This window comes from Streptomyces sp. SD31 (genome assembly GCF_052068475.1).
Classification (GTDB): Bacteria; Actinomycetota; Actinomycetes; order Streptomycetales; family Streptomycetaceae; genus Streptomyces.
In genome coordinates, this window is the sequence record NZ_JBQHCX010000001.1 from 169,961 (window position 1) to 185,915 (window position 15,955).

Here is a 15,955-nt window from a genome sequence, read left to right on the forward strand (position 1 = left end):
TGGGTGATCGACACGACAGACCTGCGGGTCCCTGAGGGCCCCTGAGGGCTCCAGGAGCCCCCTCGCCCAGAAACCCGCAGGTCATGGCGCATCAGTGGTGGTGGCCGTGTCGGCCGAGGGTTTTGACGGGGGTCGCGCCGGGGCGGGTCCACTGCGGCACGGGGCGGCTGGTCGGGCCCCAGGTGGCGTTGCCGTCCGCGTCCGAGCGCCAGGACCAGCACGGGCTGCCTCCCTCGGGCCAGTTCTCGGGGTTGTCCTCCCATGCCTCGCCGCGGCCGTAGGGCGTCATGTCGAGCAGGCCGAGGGACCCGTTGACCCGCTCGTTGCCACGGCCCGTCGTGGAGTACGTGAGGAAGGCGCGGTCACCGTCGCGCAGGAAGCAGGTGAGGTAACCCATCTCGCCGCCGACCGGCGCGTCCACGTCGCGCACCGAGTACCAGGGCTGGGTGTAACCCATGAACTCGACGTAGGCGGCCACCTCGTCCCAGGGGCCCGTGGTCAGGACGGCGAACGACACTCCACGGGCGTTGAGGTAGACGGCGTCCTGCAGATGCCAGGCCGTAGTCGTGCAGCCCTCGCACTGCCCCTGGTGCGGCGCGCCGTCGTACCACATGTGCTGGTAGACCACGAGCTCGTCGCGCCCCTGGAACAGGTCCAGGAACGGAACCGGGCCGTCGGCTCCGACGACCTCGACCACCCCGTCGAACTCCACCATCGGCAGCCGGCGGCGGGCCGCCGCGATGGCGTCGCCCTCACGGGTGTGGGCCTTCTCGCGGACCAGCAGCTCGTCACGGGCGGTCTGCCAGGTGGCCAGGTCGACCACGGGTGGGCGGCCGGGCAGCGCGGTGGTCGGGTCGTCCGGCGTGGTCGTCATGGTGTCCTCCGTGGTGTCTCGGGCCGGGCAGCGCCGTACGACGTCAGTCATGCGCGTCCTACGACACTCACCGGAACAGACTCCCGAACCGGCCGGAACTCATCGCTGCCGCGACTGATCGGTGGGCCGATCCCCGTCGATCGGCCCACAGCCACCTCACCTCACTCCTGGACACCGTCCGGAGAGAGGACCTGGCAGGGCCCCGCGGTCAGGGTGCTCGCCCGCTCGAACCCACTGCTGTGCTCGACCCTGGCGATGTGCAGCGAGTAGCGCTCGTACCAGTGGGCGCGCCCGTGCGCCTTGGCCGCGCGGTGCTCCGCGTGGTCGCGCCACTGCTCGATGCCGGCGAGATCCCGGAAGTAGGCGACGGTGATCGAGAGGCCGCCCGGAGTGCGGGCGGAGTCTTCGCCGATGAAGCCCGGGATCTCACTGACCAGTTCGCCCATCCGCTGGGCGGTCGCACCGTATCCGCCGTCGCCCTCGGTGCGTACGGAGGTGAACACCACGGCGTAGTACGGAGGTTCGTGAGCAGGAACAGGGACGACAGGTGCAATGCGGTGATCGCTCATGTCGTCTACGGTCGGGCCCCGCACCGCGCGGCGTCCAGGTTCCTTGCCGAAAGGGATCCCGGAGGGATCCAACTCTTTACCTGCCCGCCCGTCCGTCCGCCTCCCGGATCAGAACAAGCTGTCCTGTGCGCTCACCTCATGCTTGAACTCCTTTGTCGGCAAGGTGAGTTCACCCCCACCCGGGAGCCCCTCGACAGCATTCAGCTCCCACCCCCGCATCAACCGCGTATCCAGCACGACGACCCCGCCCCCGGCGACCAGATGCAGATCCGGCCCCGCAGCCGCCACCAACCGCCCGCTCACCACCCCGCCCGCGACCAGCTCGGTCACCTCCCCGACCGCGTCCGGCAGCTCCCCGAGCCCGAACACCCCGGCGTGATCGACCGGTTGGCAGGGCTCACGGTCGAGTGACTCCGGCCAGCCGGGGAGGGCCACGGCGCGGGCGTGCAGGTCCTCCACCTCGGCCGCCCGCTCGGCCGGCGATGCCGGGAGCGTGGAGCGCACCGCCCGCTTGTGGGCGTACGGGATCCGGTCCGGCACCCGCAGGGCCGCCCGCAACAGCTCCTCGGCGCGTCGGGCCGCCATCAGTGGGCCGACGCCCAGCCAGGTGAAGCAGACCGCGCCCTGTTCCAGCAGCCGTGCCGAGCCGCGCTCAAGGGCGGTGATGCCGACTTTCACCATCCCGGGCCCGAACCACGCCAGATATACGTGGTACGGCCGGGGATCGTCCGCGATCGTGTCGGCCGCCACCGAGTGCGCCCGGTCCAGCCGCGCGCACTCCTCGCACCGCGCCCCCGTACTCCGCCCCGGCACGACCGCCCGGACCGGACACGCATGCCCTCGCGCTCCCACGCATGTCCGCACCCGCCCTTCCGCAACCCCGAAGGCCACCCGTTTCCCCCAGGTCAGCGCGGAGCGCCGACCGCCTTCCCACGCCAGCGCGGGGCCGTCCGCGGACCACCGCAGCCCCGAGCATCTCCATGCCTGTGCCATCGCTCTTCGAGACTAGAGGCAGGCACTGACAACGGCGGTTCGGCGGCTGGGGGCGCCGGTTCCGCGACCGACGTCAGCGGCCGGCTTCCGCGGCGGCGGGCTCGGCATCCCCGGTCACGACAACCACGTCGGCCGCCGCCTCGGACGCCGCCTCGGACGCCACCGCAGCCATACGCCGACCGCGCCCCGCCAGTCGGCACCCCCAACAGTCCGCATGTCCGTCCCGTGCGGTCAGGTCGCGCGCCCCCATACGCCACTGACCGCGAGGCCGGACGCCCGGTGGCTTGCCCCAACCGGACAGGTGCAGGGCCCAGGTGACGAGGACGCTCGCCGCCAGGATCCCCAGCCCACCCACCATCAGCGCAGCCGAAACCACACATATCCCCGCACCCAGCACAGCGGCGCCGACGCTCGCGATCGCGGTTCCGGTCCACCCCGCGACCGTGTGCCCCTCGTCATACTGACTCACGTGCCCACCTCCCGAGCGTTCTCCCGAGCATTCCGAGAATCTCTCACCTCGTGAGGAGTTTAGGCGCTTAACCTCTCACAAGCTAAGGTAATCAGGAAGATGCAAGCCAAGCCGCGTCCCATCGCCACCCCGGCCCAGGCGCTGGAGGCGATGGACTCCCTCATCGCGGCCCACCTGCTCGGCCAGCAGGAAATGGCCCAGCGGCTGGGCCTGAACATCACCGACCTGCTCTGTTTCGCCTGCGTGCTGAAAGCCGGCGAGAACCTGCTCACAGCGGGCGACCTCGCGGAACACGCCCACGTCACGACCGGTGCGATGACCGGCATCCTCAACCGTCTGGAACGCGCCGGCTTCATCACCCGCCGCCCGGACCCGACCGACCGCCGCCGCGTCCGCGTGGCCGCCGTCCCCGCCGCGGTCACCAGGGTCGAGGAGCTCTACGGCCCCTACTACGCCCGCCTCAACACCCTCTTCGCCGACTACTCCGCCGACGAGATCGCCGTACTCACGGACTGGTTCACCCGTACGACGGGAATCGCGCAGGCCTACATCGACGAACTGCGCGACCAGGACAAGGCCTGATCAGCGACGGGCGTCGTACGCCGCCCGTGCCCGCTCGACCTCCGGCAGACGGACGGACCACTCGGAGAGCGCGGCGAACAACGGCGCGAGGCTGAGGCCGAGTTCGCTGATCTCGTACTCCACGCGGGGCGGCACCTCGGGGTGGTACGTGCGTACGACCAGGCCGTCCCGCTCCAGTTGCCGCAGTCGCTGGGTCAGCACCTTCGGAGTGATCGTGGCGATCCGGCGTTCCAGTTCCACGAAGCGCTGCCGGCCGTACTCGTGGAGCGCCCACAGGATCGGGGTGGTCCAGCGGCTGAAGACGATGTCGACGACGGGGGAGACCGGGCAGGCGCTCTCGGGGTCCGCACCCCGCGGGACCCGCATCACTGTGTCCTCGGTCACAACTGCCCCTGTCCGCCAATACTTTCCTCTAGGTACCTACTACCTCGACAACAGTAGCGTCGCCGTACGAGATCCGAACTCGGAAACGGAGACCGATGATGATCGTGGTGACCGGAGCAACGGGCAATGTCGGACGGCCACTTGTGCGGGCCCTCGTCGAGGCGGGCGAGCAGGTGACCGCGGTCTCCCGCCGCATCTCCGCACGGGACGTTCCGACGGGAACCCGCCACCACCAGGCCGACCTGACCGACCCTGCCCGCCTGGAGTCCGCGCTCGCCGGGGCCAAGGCCCTGTTCCTGCTGACCTCCGGCGACTTCATGGCGGCCGGCGGTGACCTCGGGGCCGTCCTGGATGTCGCACGGGGATCCGGCGTACGGCGTGTGGTCCTGCTGTCGTCCCAAGGGGTCGGCACCGGGGAGCATCCCCCGTTCCTGGAGGACGCCGTCAAGGCATCGGGCCTGGAGTGGACGGTGTTGCGCCCGGGCGGCTTCCACTCCAACGCCCTCCAGTGGGCCGACTTGATCCGCACCCGGCGGGAGGTGGCCGCTCCCTTCGGCGACGTGGCCCTGCCGACCATCGACCCGGCCGATATCGCGGAGGTCGCGGCCGTGGCGCTGCGCGAGCCGGGCCACGACGGCGAGGTCTACGAACTGACCGGCCCCGCGCCCGTCTCGCCCCGGCAGCAGACGGCCGCGCTCGAGGAGGCCCTGGGTGAGGCCGTCCGATTCGTCGAACTGACCCGCGCTGAGGCCCGGGAGCGGATGCTGGGGCTCATGCCCGAGCCGGTCGTGGAGAGCACCCTCGACATGCTGGGGGCTCCGGCGGCCGCGTTGCGGCGGGTGAGCCCGGACGTGGAGCGCGTCCTCGGGCGGCCGGGCCGTGCGTTCGCGGACTGGGCCGGACGCAATGTCAGTGCCTTCGCATAGCCTGCGGAGCAGTGCTGGACCGGGGCCGCGGAGTAGAGCTGGGCCGCGGAGTGGAGCTGGGCCGCGGAGTGGAGCTGGGCGCTGCCCCGACCTCGCATGGTGGAGCCTGCCCTACCTTGGTCCGGTAGGTCACTCCATGGTTCCGACGGGCGAACAACGGCATCGTTGGCCTCAGTTGATCCCGGATGAAATCCCAGCCGAATCCCTGCTGAGGCGCGGTCGGCACCGGCTGAAGCCCGGTCGATACGGGTTGAAGCCCGGTCGATACCGGCTGAAGCCCGACTGAGGCCCTGCTGAAGCCGTGCCGGGATGAGCTGAATCCGTCAGAGGTTCAGGTCAGCCCGGAAGGAAGCCGCCATGGAGTCGCAGCGCCCGTCGAAGCCGGGTCCCTTCTCCTCCTTCGCCCGGTTCGTGGTGTGCGGCGGCGGTGTCGGGCTCCTCTCCAGCGCAGCCGTACCGCTGCTGGCCGCGGCGATGCCCTGGGCGCTCGCCAACGCCCTGATCACCGTCGCCTCCACCCTCCTGTGCACCGAGCTGCACGCCCTGTTCACCTTCGGCACCGGAGGGCGCCCCGGCTGGCGCCGGCACCTGCAGTCCTCGGGGTCGGCCGTCGCCGCGTACCTGGCGACGACCGCCGCGATGCTCGTACTGCACGCCGTACAGCCGTCGCCCACCATGCTCCGCGAGCAGGCCGTCTACCTCACCGCCTCCGGGCTGGCCGGCATCGGCCGGTTCCTGGTCCTGCGGCTGTTCGTGTTCGCGGAGCGGAAGAAGGAGGCAGTCACGGTGATCACGGGGACCACGGGGACCACGGGGACCACTGGGACCACTGGGACCACTGGGACCAAGCCCACCAAGGCCACCAAGGCCACCACAGCAACCACGGCCACCACGTCAGCCTCGGCTCAGTCCCCCACCATCGGCACCCTCAGCACCGGCCCCGAGCGCTCCACGTACCGACCTTCCCATGACCGGCCTGCGCGAGGCGGGTCTCGGCATACCCTCAACCACCGCCGTCGTCACGGCCGTTCGTCCCACCGCACGCCGCCGAGGTACTCCTCCACCCGCCCCATCGGCCACACCTCACCGACCTTGTGCCGGATGTCGAAGAGGTTCGCCGCGTGCACGTCCGGATCCCGGTCGCCCACCGCCTCCTCCACGACGACCGGGACGAACCCGTGCTGCATCGCGTCGAGCGCGGTGGCGCGCACGCAACCGCTCGTCGACAGCCCGCCGATGAGGAGTGTGTCGATGCGGTTGGCGGTGAGGTACGCCGCCAGGGACGTACCGAAGAAGGCGCTCGGGTACTGCTTCGTGACCGTCAACTCGGCTGCCGTGGGGGCCAGTCCGTCGATGAAGTCACCGTACGGACTGCCCTCGGTGAACACCTTCAGCGTCGGCACCTTGCGGAAGAAGACGCCGCCGTCGCTGCCGTCGGGCCGGAACCGCACCCGCGTGACGACCACGGGGATACCCGCGCGGCGTGCGCCCGCCAGCAGCGCCTTCATCGCCTCCACGGCCGGTTCGACCCCGGCGTAGAGAGGGGAGTCGGGGTCGACGTAGGCCCGGGCGGGGTCCACCAGGAGCAGGGCCGGGGAGGTGCCGGGGGTGAGCCGGCCGCCCAAGCCGGCCTGCTCGTAGTCGTCCTCGCGCTGTTGTAAACCGCTCATGCCCGTCGGCACTTCATCAACGGCTGGATGCGCGTGCCGAAGTTCTCGATGCCCTCCAGGAAGTCGTCGAAGACCAGCATGATCCCCTTGGTGCCGTCGACGTCGGCGACCTCGTCGAGCATCCGCGCGACACTCTCGTACGACCCCACGAGCGTGCCCATGTTGAAGTTCACCGCGCCCTCGGGCAGCACGATGGTGCGGGCGGTCGAGGAGTCGTCGGCGGTCGTGTCCGATGCGGACTCCCCGGCCATGTACGCCAGTGCAGCGTGGTCGGCGTTGTCGTGGTAGTCCCGCCACTTGGCCTGGGCGGCCTCGTCCGTCTCGTCCGCGATGACCATGAAGAGGGAGAGCGCGCCCACGTCCCGGCCGGTCTCCCGCGCCGCCTCCACCAGCGTGGCGGTGCTGTCCGAGAAGGCGAGCGGAGTGTTGACGCCGCTGCCGAGGATGAAGTTGTAGTCGGCGTGCTCGGCGGCGAACCGCATGCCGGTGTTGCTCTGGCCCGCGGCAACGATGTCGATGTGCCCGTTCGCCGGGCGCGGCGACAGCACGCAGTCGTCCATCTCGTAGAACTCGCCCTTGAAGTTGCTGACGCCCTCGCGCCACAGCTCCTTCATCACGGTGACGTACTCGACGGCCCGGTCGTAGCGGTTGCCGAAGTGTTCGTCGCCGGGCCACAGGCCCATCTGGGAGTATTCGCCGGGCGCCCAGCCGGTGACGATGTTGACACCGAAGCGGCCGGGGGCGATCGAGTCGACCGTCGTGGCCATACGGGCGACGATCGCCGGGGGCAGGACGAGGATGGGCGTGGAGGCGTACAGCTTGATCCGCTCCGTCACCGCGGCCAGGCCCGCCATCAGCGTGAACGACTCCAGACAGTGGTCCCAGAACTCGGTGTCGCCCCCGAACCCCTTCAGCTTGATCATCGACAGCGCGAAGTCGAGACCGTGAGCCTCGGCCTTCTGCACGATGGCCTTGTTGAGTTCGAAGGTCGGCAGGTACTGCGGGGAACTCTTCGATATGAGCCAGCCGTTGTTGCCGATGGGGATGAAGACACCGATGTCCATGCCGCTCCTCAAGGGGGTCGGGGGTCCCGGGTGATGCTAAGCCGTCGGCATCAACTCGGCGTTAAGGCTTGGCTGTTGACGTCCTGCCGACCGGCCGGGTGAGAGGCGTGAGGATCTTGCGAACCATCCATTCCGTTACGGCGGTGACGGTAAGGTCCCCGGCATGAACGCTCGGCTGGCACTGCTCGGCACAGTGGCTCCCGGTGTCGCGGAAAGCGAGGTCTTCCGGCTGGCCCTGCAGCATGCGGTGGGCGAGCTGGGTGCCCTGGGCGGCATGATCCATCTCCGCGGCCCGATGTCCGCGCTGCGCCTGGTGTCGACGGCTGGGCTCCCCGCGGCCCTCACCCGCGCCTGGGAGATCATCGACCAGGAGGGCCCGCTGGCCCCGGCCCGTGCGCTGCACGAGGGCAGTGGGGTGTGGGTACCGCTGAAGCCGGCCGAGCAGGCCACAGCCGCCCTTCGCCCGAATGCCCCGAGCACCTCGACCATCCTGAATGACCCTGATGCCCTGAGTGCTTCGCACACCCCGGACGCCGACTGGCCCGGCACCGGCCTCGCCGCCTTACCGATGTACAGCGGCAACCGCACCACCGGCTCGCTCAGCGTCCTGATGGGCGACGGGGGTGAGCCGACCCCCGAACACTGGGAGTTCCTTCGGGCGGTGATGGCGTGGGCGCAGGACCGCATGGTCCACGCACGGCCCCCGACGGGTCCCTCGCAGATGGACGCGCCGAGCAGCGAACGCGTGCGCCAGGCGCTGAAGGAGGTCAGCGTCGGCTCCTGGGACTGGAACATCCGCACCGGCGAGCTGATCTGGGACGAGGCGGCCCTTGAGCTCTACGGCACCCGGCCGCAGGACTTCACCGGCAGGGTCGACGACTGGATGCGGTGCGTCCACCCCGACGACCTCGCGCCGACGCTGGCAGCGGCGGACCGGGCGATCCGGGAGGGCGGCGTCTTCGAGGCCGAGTACCGGGTACGGAAACTGGACGGCGGCTGGGGCTGGACCCAGGCCCGCGCCAGGGCGACGTACGACGACAACGGCGAGCCGCACCGGATGATCGGCGTGGGCTGGGACAGCAACGAGCCCCGTTCCGCCCGGGACGCGCTCGGCCGGGCCCTGCGCCACATGAGCGACGGCTTCCTCGCGGTGGACGACGACTGGCGGATCACCTTCGCCAACCTGGAGGCGGAGCGCACCCTGGGCTACTCCGAGGAGGAGCTCTTCGGATGCCTGCTGTGGGACCTGCCCACCGCCCAGCAGGTGCCCGGCCTGGAGATCCGCTGCCGGCAGGCCGCGGCCGCGGAGAAGTCGGTCAGTTTCGACGTACGGCTGCCGAACGGGCGCCTGTGCCATCTGCGGCTGGTGCCGGGCCCCGACGGCCGCACCATCTACTTCACGGACGTCACCGAGAAGCGGCGCCTGGAGGAGGACCGCCGGTCCGCCGAGCACGCCGCCGCCGAGCGGGCGGCGCGGATAGGGGAGTTGACGGCAGCGCTCGCCAAGGCGACGACCTCGAAGGACGTGGTGGACGCGGTCGCCCGCCGGGTACTGCCCCCGTTCGAGGCGACGGGACTGGTGGTGCAGACGGTGGAGTGCGACCGCCTCCACACCGTGGGCTCGGTCGGCTACCCGCAGGACATCCTCGCGATACTCGACGGCCGCGAACGCACGGAACCCAGCCCGCTCTGGGACGCGATACTGGCCGGCGCCCCACTGTTCCTCTCCTCCCCCCGCGAGTTCGCCGCCCGTTACCCCGAACTCGCGGACCTCCCGGCCCGTGCCGGCAAGCAGGCCTGGGCGTTGCTCCCCTTGACGGCCTCGGGCCACACCTTCGGCATCTGCGCGGTCACCTTCGACCACCCCCGCCGCCTCACCGACGAGGAACGCACCCTTCTCACCGCGACCAGCGCCCTGGTGGCCCAGGCCCTGGACCGGGCCCGCCTCTTCGACGCCGAGCACACCCGGTCCCGCGAACTCCAGCGCAGCCTGCTCCCCCGCGACCTGCCCACCGTCCCCGCCTGCACGGCGGCGGCCCGCTACCTGCCCGCCGGCCAGGGGATGGACGTGGGCGGCGACTGGTACGACATCATCCCGCTGTCGGGCGGCCAGGTGGCCCTCGTCGTCGGTGACGTCATGGGGCACGGCCTGCCGGAGGCCGCCACGATGGGCCGCCTGCGCACGGCGGTCCACACCCTGGCCGACCTCGAACTGCCCCCCGACGAGATCATGAGCCACCTCAACGACATCGTCGGCGCCATGGGCGAGGAGTCGTACGTGACGTGTCTGTACGCGTTGTACGACTCCACGACACGCATCTGCTCCATAGCCAGGGCGGGCCACCCGCCCCCCGCCCTGCTCCACCCCGACGGCACCGTGCGGTTCCCGGCCCTGGCGGCCGATCCACCCCTGGGCGCGGCGGAACCCCCCTTCGAGACGACCGAGATCCCGGTCCCCGAAGGCAGCGTGCTGGCCCTGTACACCGACGGCCTGGTCGAGTCGTCGAAGCGCGAGATGGACGAGGGCATGGCGGCCCTCGCCGAAGTCCTGCGGACCGCGCACGCGGACGGCACCGCGAAGGACCTGGAGCAGCTCTGCGAACGGGTCACGTCCACCCTCCTCCCCGCCGACCAGCAGGCAGCCGACGACGCAGCCTTCCTCCTGGCCCGGCTGCACGCCCTGCCCTCCGCCCGCATCGCCTCCTGGCCCCTCCCCGACGACCCCCGGGCAGCCGGCCACGCCCGCAGCCTGATCCGCGACCAGCTGGCGGCCTGGGGCCTGCAGGACCTCACCCCCACCACGGAACTCCTGGCCAGCGAACTCATAGGCAACGTCATCCGCCACGCCAAGGGCCCCCTGCGCCTACGGCTCCTCCACGGCGCCGACCTGATCTGCGAGGTCTTCGACGGCAGCCTGACGATGCCGCGCATCCGCCGGGCGACGGAGACGGACGAAGGGGGCCGAGGGCTGCAACTGGTCACCGCACTGTCGCAACGGTGGGGGACGCGGTACACCCCGACAGGCAAGTGCATCTGGACGGAACAGGCCGTGCAGACGACGCCGGACGCGATCCGGGACGAGCGGCCGTCCGACCACGCGCCGGAGCGGATGTTCCTGGGCCTGGCGGACCTGGGGGAGGACTTCGGCGGCGACCTGGACTCACTGGCGTTCGGGGACCAGGAGCTCTGAGTACGCGGTTGTGCGCCGCGATTGCAGGTACGACGGAGGAGAGGCCCTGGATCACTCCAGGGCCCCTGTTGACTAGGAACCGTCGGCGCGCACGGCGTAGACGTACCGCTTGCCGGTGTACTCGCTGACGTTCCAGATCACGGACTCGGCGAAGGCCCAGCCGGACGCCCCACTGCTGTGATAGCTGAGGTCCTCGCAACCGATGGCCAGGTCACAGACGGCGCTCGCGGTCGAGGCTCCGGATGTGAAGGTGCGCAGGGTGCCCTTGGTGGACGGTCCGGCGCTGGCCGCGAGGTAGTGCTTGCTGTTGCGGGAGACGACGCCCTGGATCTTCTGCTGGGCGACGGTCACGGCCTCCTTGGCGGTGAGCGAGCCCGGGTGCCGGTCGGTGTAGTCGAGCTCCCAACGGACCACCTTGGGCGTGGTGGTGGGCGCGCCGGTGCCGTTGAAGGTGCCGTCGGTGTAGCTGACGGTGCCGGAGAGGGAGTACTCGCTGATGACGAAGCTGTCCGGCGTGCTGGCGCGGTCGAGGCCGATGGTCGTGTAGCGCAGGTACTTCCCGGCGTTGTCGTAGGCGTGGCTCTGCGGCAGGACGTACTGGTAGCCGTAGCCGTAGTACGCCCCGTCGGTGTGCAGACCGCACACGTCCTTCTCACCGGTGGCGACCGTGAAAAGGGTGTTCAGGTCGAAGACCCGCAGCCCCTTGTACGTGTCGACGACGTACAGCAGGTTGCCGTACCACATGATCCCGCCCGCGTGCTTGCGGATGGGGTTGAAGGAGTACTCGCCGGTGCTGGTCCTGACGGGCTCGACGAGCAGCACGTGCCGATACGTCGGCGCGGTGGGGGTGTTGTAGTCGACGAAGGTGAGCCGCAGGCCCTTGTCGAGCGCGTACTCGTCCGCGCCCTCGCCGTCGGGGTTGGTCTCGAAGTACCAGGAGACGAGAACGACCTTGTTGCTGCCGCCCTCCGGGTAGAGCCCGTTGCCGTAGGCGTCGGCGCTGGTGGTGACGCCCTGCGGAATCCAGTAGTCGACGGCCTGGTCGTCGGCGTCGAAGGCGAAGCCGGCCTGGAACGCCTCCGCGGTACTGGGGGCGCTGGTGAGCCGGGTGGCGCTGCGGTTGGTGTCGGCGACGACGGCGGTCGCATCCACCTTGGTGAGCCTGGTCGCCAACCCGGCGGTGAGGGCGGCGAATTCGCCGTGGCTGTTGGAGGAGCGGCTGGCGAGCGCGAACTGGCCGGCGTCAATGGTGGCGGCCTGGGCGGGAGTCGCGAGCACAGTGCCGGCGGCTGCGGCGAAGGGGGAGGCCGCTATGCCCTTGATGATCGTTCTTCGTGACATGGTCATGCGCGGAAGCTAGAGGAAACCGAACACATGACACAAATACGCTTGTTCGCCAGCAGGCTGGGGCCCGAACACGCGGCGGCGCCATCAGGCCCGCACCGCCGCATGCGATCGCCGCGCGATGAACGCCCGTCACCGCGGTGCCGTGAAGGCGGCGCACATGGCGCTCCGCAAGAATCCGGAGGACGGGCTGTTCCGGACCGGATGTGACAAGGTGGCCGGAAGGTAATGCCGGAAGGTGCTGGGGGAGTCCGTGGGGGTGGACCGCGTGACGGAGCTCCGTAAGGGCGAGAACACGGCAGTGGGCTCGGGACGCATAACCGCCGAACTGCACGCCCTGGGCGATCCGGTCGACCTCAGTGCCGTGCTGATCGGTACGGACGGCAAGGTCAGGTCCGACGACGACCTGGTCTTCTACAACCAGCCCACTGCCGAGTCCGGTGGCGTCCGGCACCGCACCGCCGACGCCGAGGGCCCGGAACGCATCGAGATGGACCCGGCCGCTCTTCCCGCGGACGTGGATCGGGTCGTGCTGGTCGGCAGTTGCGATCCCGACGACACGACGCGCACGTTTCGTGAGGTCAAGGAGGTGCTGGTACGTGCCACCCAGCAGGGCGCCGATCCGGTTCACTTCCGCCCGCCCGCCCTCACCGAAGGCGAACGCGCCGTACTCCTGATGGAGCTCTACCGCCGGGGCCCGGCATGGAAGCTCCGTGCCATCGGCCAGGGGTACGCCAACGGACTGGCCGGCCTCGCGACCGACTTCGGGATAGAGGTGGAGGAGTCACCAGCCCCCTCCACAGCCGACGAATCCACCGCCAAAGAAAGCGGACCGCCGGAAGAAAGCGGATCCACGCCGGTCACGCCGGTCACCACAACCGCGAGCCCGGCGAGCCTGCGCAAGCCCCCGCTCGGCAACATCAGCCTCGACAAAGGCGGCCAGGTCTCCATGGGCCTGGACAGGAACGACCGCGAGCTGGTGGTCACAGCGTCCCTGGAGTGGGACGGCGGCAGCGATCGGCGCCGCAGGCTGGGCGCGGACCTCGACCTGTACGCCCTCTTCGTCCCTGCGTCAAAGGCCCTGCGCGGAACGAAGCCCCCCGGCACCCTCGTCAAGTCCGACCACATCGCACGAGGCGAACCGCTCCACCCCGGAGCCGCGGCAGCCACAAACGCAGCCGCAGCCGCTCCAGCAACTGCGAAGAAGAGCAAAGGCGCCGACGTCATCTACTACAAGCGCCTCGGCTCGGCGAAGACCCGCCCCTACATTCGCCTCGACGGCGATGCGCGAGTCCCAGGACGCGAGTCACTTCGCATCGTCCGCCCCGACCAGCAGGGCTACGTCCTCCTCTGCGCCTACTCCGCACTCAGCAACGGCTTCGGTTCCTTCCGCAGCTTCGGCGCAAAGGTCGTCATCACGGACGGACGCGGCTCCACCGTCACCGTCCCACTCTTCGAGAACACCAAGACCCGCTACTGGGTGGCCATCGCCCTCGTCGACTTCACCGGGCCCGACGGAGCAGCGATCCACCACATCGAGGCCTACAGCGCCCGCATGACCGAACGCCGCCCCGTCCTCCACCCGGACGGAACCGTCGCGATGAACGCGGGACCAGTGGAGTTCAAGAGACGCTGACGGCCCCGAAACACCAGCACTCGCAGATCGCCATGACGTCGGAGGTGTACGCCGAAGCGACCCGGAAGACGTACGCGCCGCGCCTTTGGGCTACTTCGATACGTCCTCGACGCTGAGGGAGTAGTCGACCCCGAGAGAGAAGTCGCCGGACTGACCACTGATCGTCAGGGTGTGTTGCCCGGGGGCCAACGGCTGCATCTGGACCCACAGCCCGCAACCGGTAGCCGTGAACGTTCCTGCGGATTGGGTGACAGGGTTGTCCGCAGCGCCCCGCACGGAGATCGTCACCCCCCGGTGTTCTTCCGGGTCGAGCTCCTTGCCGTCCAGCACCGCGGTCCCCTCGGCCGCATCCATGAAGGCCGCGCAGTCCGAGGGCTCCGCCATGAGGTTCACCAAGGGGAACGCAAGAGGCACTCCACCGGGGATACTGCACGACCGCTTGACCTGCCCGCCGAAAGAGCCCGCCAAGAACCAGACGTCTGGTGCCTGGTTGCGCCCGCACGAGCTCCCGTCCTGATCGGCGACAGGATTCGTCCCCTGCGGCTCCGAGGCCGCCCAGGTCCACCACCGGCTCTGCAGATCCTCAGCGGAGAGGCGCTCCTGTGCCGATGACGCCGCTGGAGAAGCAGAAGCCGCTTCATGCTCCGTTGCCGTCGATTCTGTGCTCCCGGCACCGCACCCCACGATCGCGGCGAACAGCACGCCCGTGACCACTGCTCTTCCAGCCCTGACCTTCATGAGCGCCCCTCCCAGACGTCGCACGGATCTCTCGACTCCCCTGTCGACGTGCGACATGCGTGGACACCCTAGCGGCGTGCTCGACAGCCCTCGGGCTTCAGCCGGTTGCTGTACTTCGCTGCTGCACGCCCCGGAAATGCAAGAGGCCCCGGATCTCTCCGGGGCCTCTCACCTGTGTGCACTCGGCAGGATTCGAACCTGCAACCTTCTGATCCGTAGTCAGATGCTCTATCCGTTAAGCTACGAGTGCTTGTTCTGTTTTCCCGCCGCTCCCGGCCCTTTCGGCCCGCTCGCGGCGACAGGAAGAACATTACATGACTGCCGCCGCCATGTGAAATCCGTTTGCCACACCCCTTGTGACCTGCGGAAATGCCCCGAAGAGCCCCTCATCGGCGGCATGGCGTCGCACCGCCGAACGAACGAAACCAACGAAGCCCCGGTCCAGGGACCGGGGCTTCGTGATCAGGCGCGGAGGCGGAGGGATTTGAACCCTCGATGGGCTTTAAGGCCCAAACCGCATTAGCAGTGCGGCGCCATAGACCGGACTAGGCGACGCCTCCAGCACAGCCGCTCGCGCGAGCGCGAGTGGTGCGTGCAGATGATGACACAGTCGAGCGTGGTGTCACCAATCGGCTCCCACGGTACTAGGCAGGGAGGCCGCAGGGCAAAGCCCTTCCGGCGTGCGTCGGGAGACTTCGGGCCGGTGGGGCGGTGCGCAACATCCGGAGGCGTACGGCGTTAGTCAGGTCATGTTGCAGGCCAACCGTTCCGCCCCGGCCCGGCGCCTTCGCCGGGTGCTCCTCGTCGCCGCAGGCTCCCTCGCGGCCGTCGGCTCCACCGCCGTCGTGCCCGTCTCCGCGCAGGCTCAGGCCGCGCCCCTTCCCCTCGCGCTCCCGGCCCTCAAGGACCTGGGCCGCTCCGGCGATCACCTCACCGTCACCGTCCGCAACACCGGCAGCGGCGGAGGCACCGGTGGCGGTGATCGGACCTATTCGCTGTCCTGCCATCCGGCGAGCGGCGATCATCCCGATGCCCACGGCGCCTGTGCCGCGCTCGACCGCAGCACTCGGTGGGGCAGGGACGTCTTCGCGCCCGCGCCTCAGGACGGTTTCTGCACCATGCAGTACGGCGGGCCGGCCACCGCGCATGTCACCGGGACCTGGGCCGGGCGCCCCGTCGACGCGCGGTACGACCGCAGTGACGGGTGCCAGATCGCCCGCTGGGACCGGCTCGTGCCGCTCCTTCCCGACCTGCGGGCGGAAGGGCAGCGGTCGTAGCTCGGGGATGAGGGCTGATGTGCGGTCGGCGTACCCACGTTCGTCATCGGTCGCACGGACTTTCCATACCGGACGCACCGAGTCCGTAAAACTCCCGCGAAGGTCTCGCAAAAGCTGGAGGGAAGCCGAAGTGGAGCTGGGGGGACGTCTGCACAGGCGGTCATACGTTCTGGGTCACTTCGTCGTGCGACGTCCCTCTCATCCGGCGTCGCGAGCGCAACCTCAGCCCTTAGACTCCC

The 15,955-nt window shown here is 69.8% G+C and carries 14 protein-coding genes, 2 tRNA genes and 1 pseudogene; 6 read left to right on the plus strand and 11 right to left on the minus strand.

The window, feature by feature from the left end:
- Nucleotides 1-91: 91 nt before the first annotated feature.
- The 4 genes from ACTMVF_RS00745 to ACTMVF_RS00760 form a co-directional block, all read right to left on the minus strand.
- Nucleotides 92-874 (minus strand): DUF899 domain-containing protein, encoded by a 783-nt coding sequence (locus tag ACTMVF_RS00745; RefSeq protein WP_441268989.1) that lies wholly within the window; start codon nt 872-874, stop codon nt 92-94.
- A 161-nt stretch (nt 875-1,035) separates the two neighbouring features.
- Nucleotides 1,036-1,443 carry an antibiotic biosynthesis monooxygenase family protein gene (locus ACTMVF_RS00750; protein ID WP_441268990.1) on the minus strand — a complete coding sequence of 136 codons (408 nt, stop codon included), beginning with the start codon at nt 1,441-1,443 and terminating at the stop codon, nt 1,036-1,038.
- A 108-nt stretch (nt 1,444-1,551) separates the two neighbouring features.
- Complete coding sequence (locus tag ACTMVF_RS00755) at nt 1,552-2,436, minus strand: DUF2797 domain-containing protein (RefSeq protein ID WP_441268991.1); 885 nt, start codon at nt 2,434-2,436, stop codon at nt 1,552-1,554.
- Nucleotides 2,437-2,509: 73 nt separating this feature from the next.
- Entirely contained in the window at nt 2,510-2,905 is a 396-nt protein-coding gene (locus ACTMVF_RS00760) for an HGxxPAAW family protein (protein WP_441268992.1), read from the minus strand.
- A 99-nt stretch (nt 2,906-3,004) separates the two neighbouring features.
- Between ACTMVF_RS00760 and ACTMVF_RS00765 the strand changes: the two genes are divergently transcribed.
- Nucleotides 3,005-3,487 carry a MarR family transcriptional regulator gene (locus ACTMVF_RS00765; protein WP_441268993.1) on the plus strand — a complete coding sequence of 161 codons (483 nt, stop codon included), beginning with the start codon at nt 3,005-3,007 and terminating at the stop codon, nt 3,485-3,487.
- Here ACTMVF_RS00765 and ACTMVF_RS00770 read toward each other — a convergent pair whose 3' ends face one another.
- Nucleotides 3,488-3,853: a winged helix-turn-helix transcriptional regulator gene (locus ACTMVF_RS00770; protein WP_441269514.1), complete on the minus strand. Its 366-nt coding sequence runs from the start codon at nt 3,851-3,853 to the stop codon at nt 3,488-3,490.
- 116 nt (nt 3,854-3,969) lie between these two features.
- Here ACTMVF_RS00770 and ACTMVF_RS00775 point away from each other — a divergent pair, with 116 nt between their 5' ends.
- Together ACTMVF_RS00775 and ACTMVF_RS00780 are read left to right on the plus strand one after the other, a co-directional pair.
- Nucleotides 3,970-4,797, plus strand: coding sequence for an NAD(P)H-binding protein (locus ACTMVF_RS00775; RefSeq protein ID WP_441269515.1), 828 nt, complete (start codon nt 3,970-3,972; stop codon nt 4,795-4,797).
- Nucleotides 4,798-5,154: 357 nt separating this feature from the next.
- Nucleotides 5,155-5,571, plus strand: a pseudogene (locus ACTMVF_RS00780) (GtrA family protein); the annotation flags it as partial.
- Nucleotides 5,572-5,816: 245 nt separating this feature from the next.
- Here ACTMVF_RS00780 and ACTMVF_RS00785 read toward each other — a convergent pair.
- Both ACTMVF_RS00785 and rutA read right to left on the minus strand, forming a co-directional pair.
- Nucleotides 5,817-6,467, minus strand: coding sequence for an isochorismatase family protein (locus ACTMVF_RS00785; RefSeq protein ID WP_441268994.1), 651 nt, complete (start codon nt 6,465-6,467; stop codon nt 5,817-5,819).
- The gene (gene rutA, locus ACTMVF_RS00790) at nt 6,464-7,531 is read right to left on the minus strand and encodes a pyrimidine utilization protein A (protein ID WP_441268995.1); all 1,068 of its coding nucleotides are present in this window, start codon (nt 7,529-7,531) and stop codon (nt 6,464-6,466) included. Before rutA ends, ACTMVF_RS00785 begins: the two co-directional genes overlap by 4 nt.
- Nucleotides 7,532-7,694: 163 nt before the next feature.
- Here rutA and ACTMVF_RS00795 point away from each other — a divergent pair, with 163 nt between their 5' ends.
- Nucleotides 7,695-10,721 (plus strand): SpoIIE family protein phosphatase, encoded by a 3,027-nt coding sequence (locus ACTMVF_RS00795; RefSeq protein WP_441268996.1) that lies wholly within the window; start codon nt 7,695-7,697, stop codon nt 10,719-10,721.
- 72 nt (nt 10,722-10,793) lie between these two features.
- On the opposite strand, the gene ACTMVF_RS00800 is transcribed toward ACTMVF_RS00795, so the two are convergent.
- Nucleotides 10,794-12,068 carry a hypothetical protein gene (locus ACTMVF_RS00800; protein WP_441268997.1) on the minus strand — a complete coding sequence of 425 codons (1,275 nt, stop codon included), beginning with the start codon at nt 12,066-12,068 and terminating at the stop codon, nt 10,794-10,796.
- A gap of 265 nt (nt 12,069-12,333) precedes the next feature.
- On the opposite strand from ACTMVF_RS00800, the gene ACTMVF_RS00805 reads away from it, so the two are divergent.
- Complete coding sequence (locus ACTMVF_RS00805) at nt 12,334-13,701, plus strand: TerD family protein (protein WP_441268998.1); 1,368 nt, start codon at nt 12,334-12,336, stop codon at nt 13,699-13,701.
- A 90-nt stretch (nt 13,702-13,791) separates the two neighbouring features.
- Here ACTMVF_RS00805 and ACTMVF_RS00810 read toward each other — a convergent pair whose 3' ends face one another.
- The 3 genes from ACTMVF_RS00810 to ACTMVF_RS00820 form a co-directional block, all read right to left on the minus strand.
- A complete protein-coding gene (locus tag ACTMVF_RS00810) occupies nt 13,792-14,085 on the minus strand; it encodes a hypothetical protein (RefSeq protein ID WP_441268999.1) in 294 nt (97 codons plus the stop codon).
- 531 nt (nt 14,086-14,616) lie between these two features.
- Nucleotides 14,617-14,689: transfer RNA gene (locus tag ACTMVF_RS00815), tRNA-Arg, on the minus strand.
- Nucleotides 14,690-14,908: 219 nt separating this feature from the next.
- Nucleotides 14,909-14,999, minus strand: a tRNA-Ser gene (locus tag ACTMVF_RS00820).
- A 189-nt stretch (nt 15,000-15,188) separates the two neighbouring features.
- On the opposite strand from ACTMVF_RS00820, the gene ACTMVF_RS00825 reads away from it, so the two are divergent.
- Entirely contained in the window at nt 15,189-15,716 is a 528-nt protein-coding gene (locus tag ACTMVF_RS00825; protein WP_441269000.1) for an SSI family serine proteinase inhibitor, read from the plus strand.
- Nucleotides 15,717-15,955: the final 239 nt, after the last annotated feature.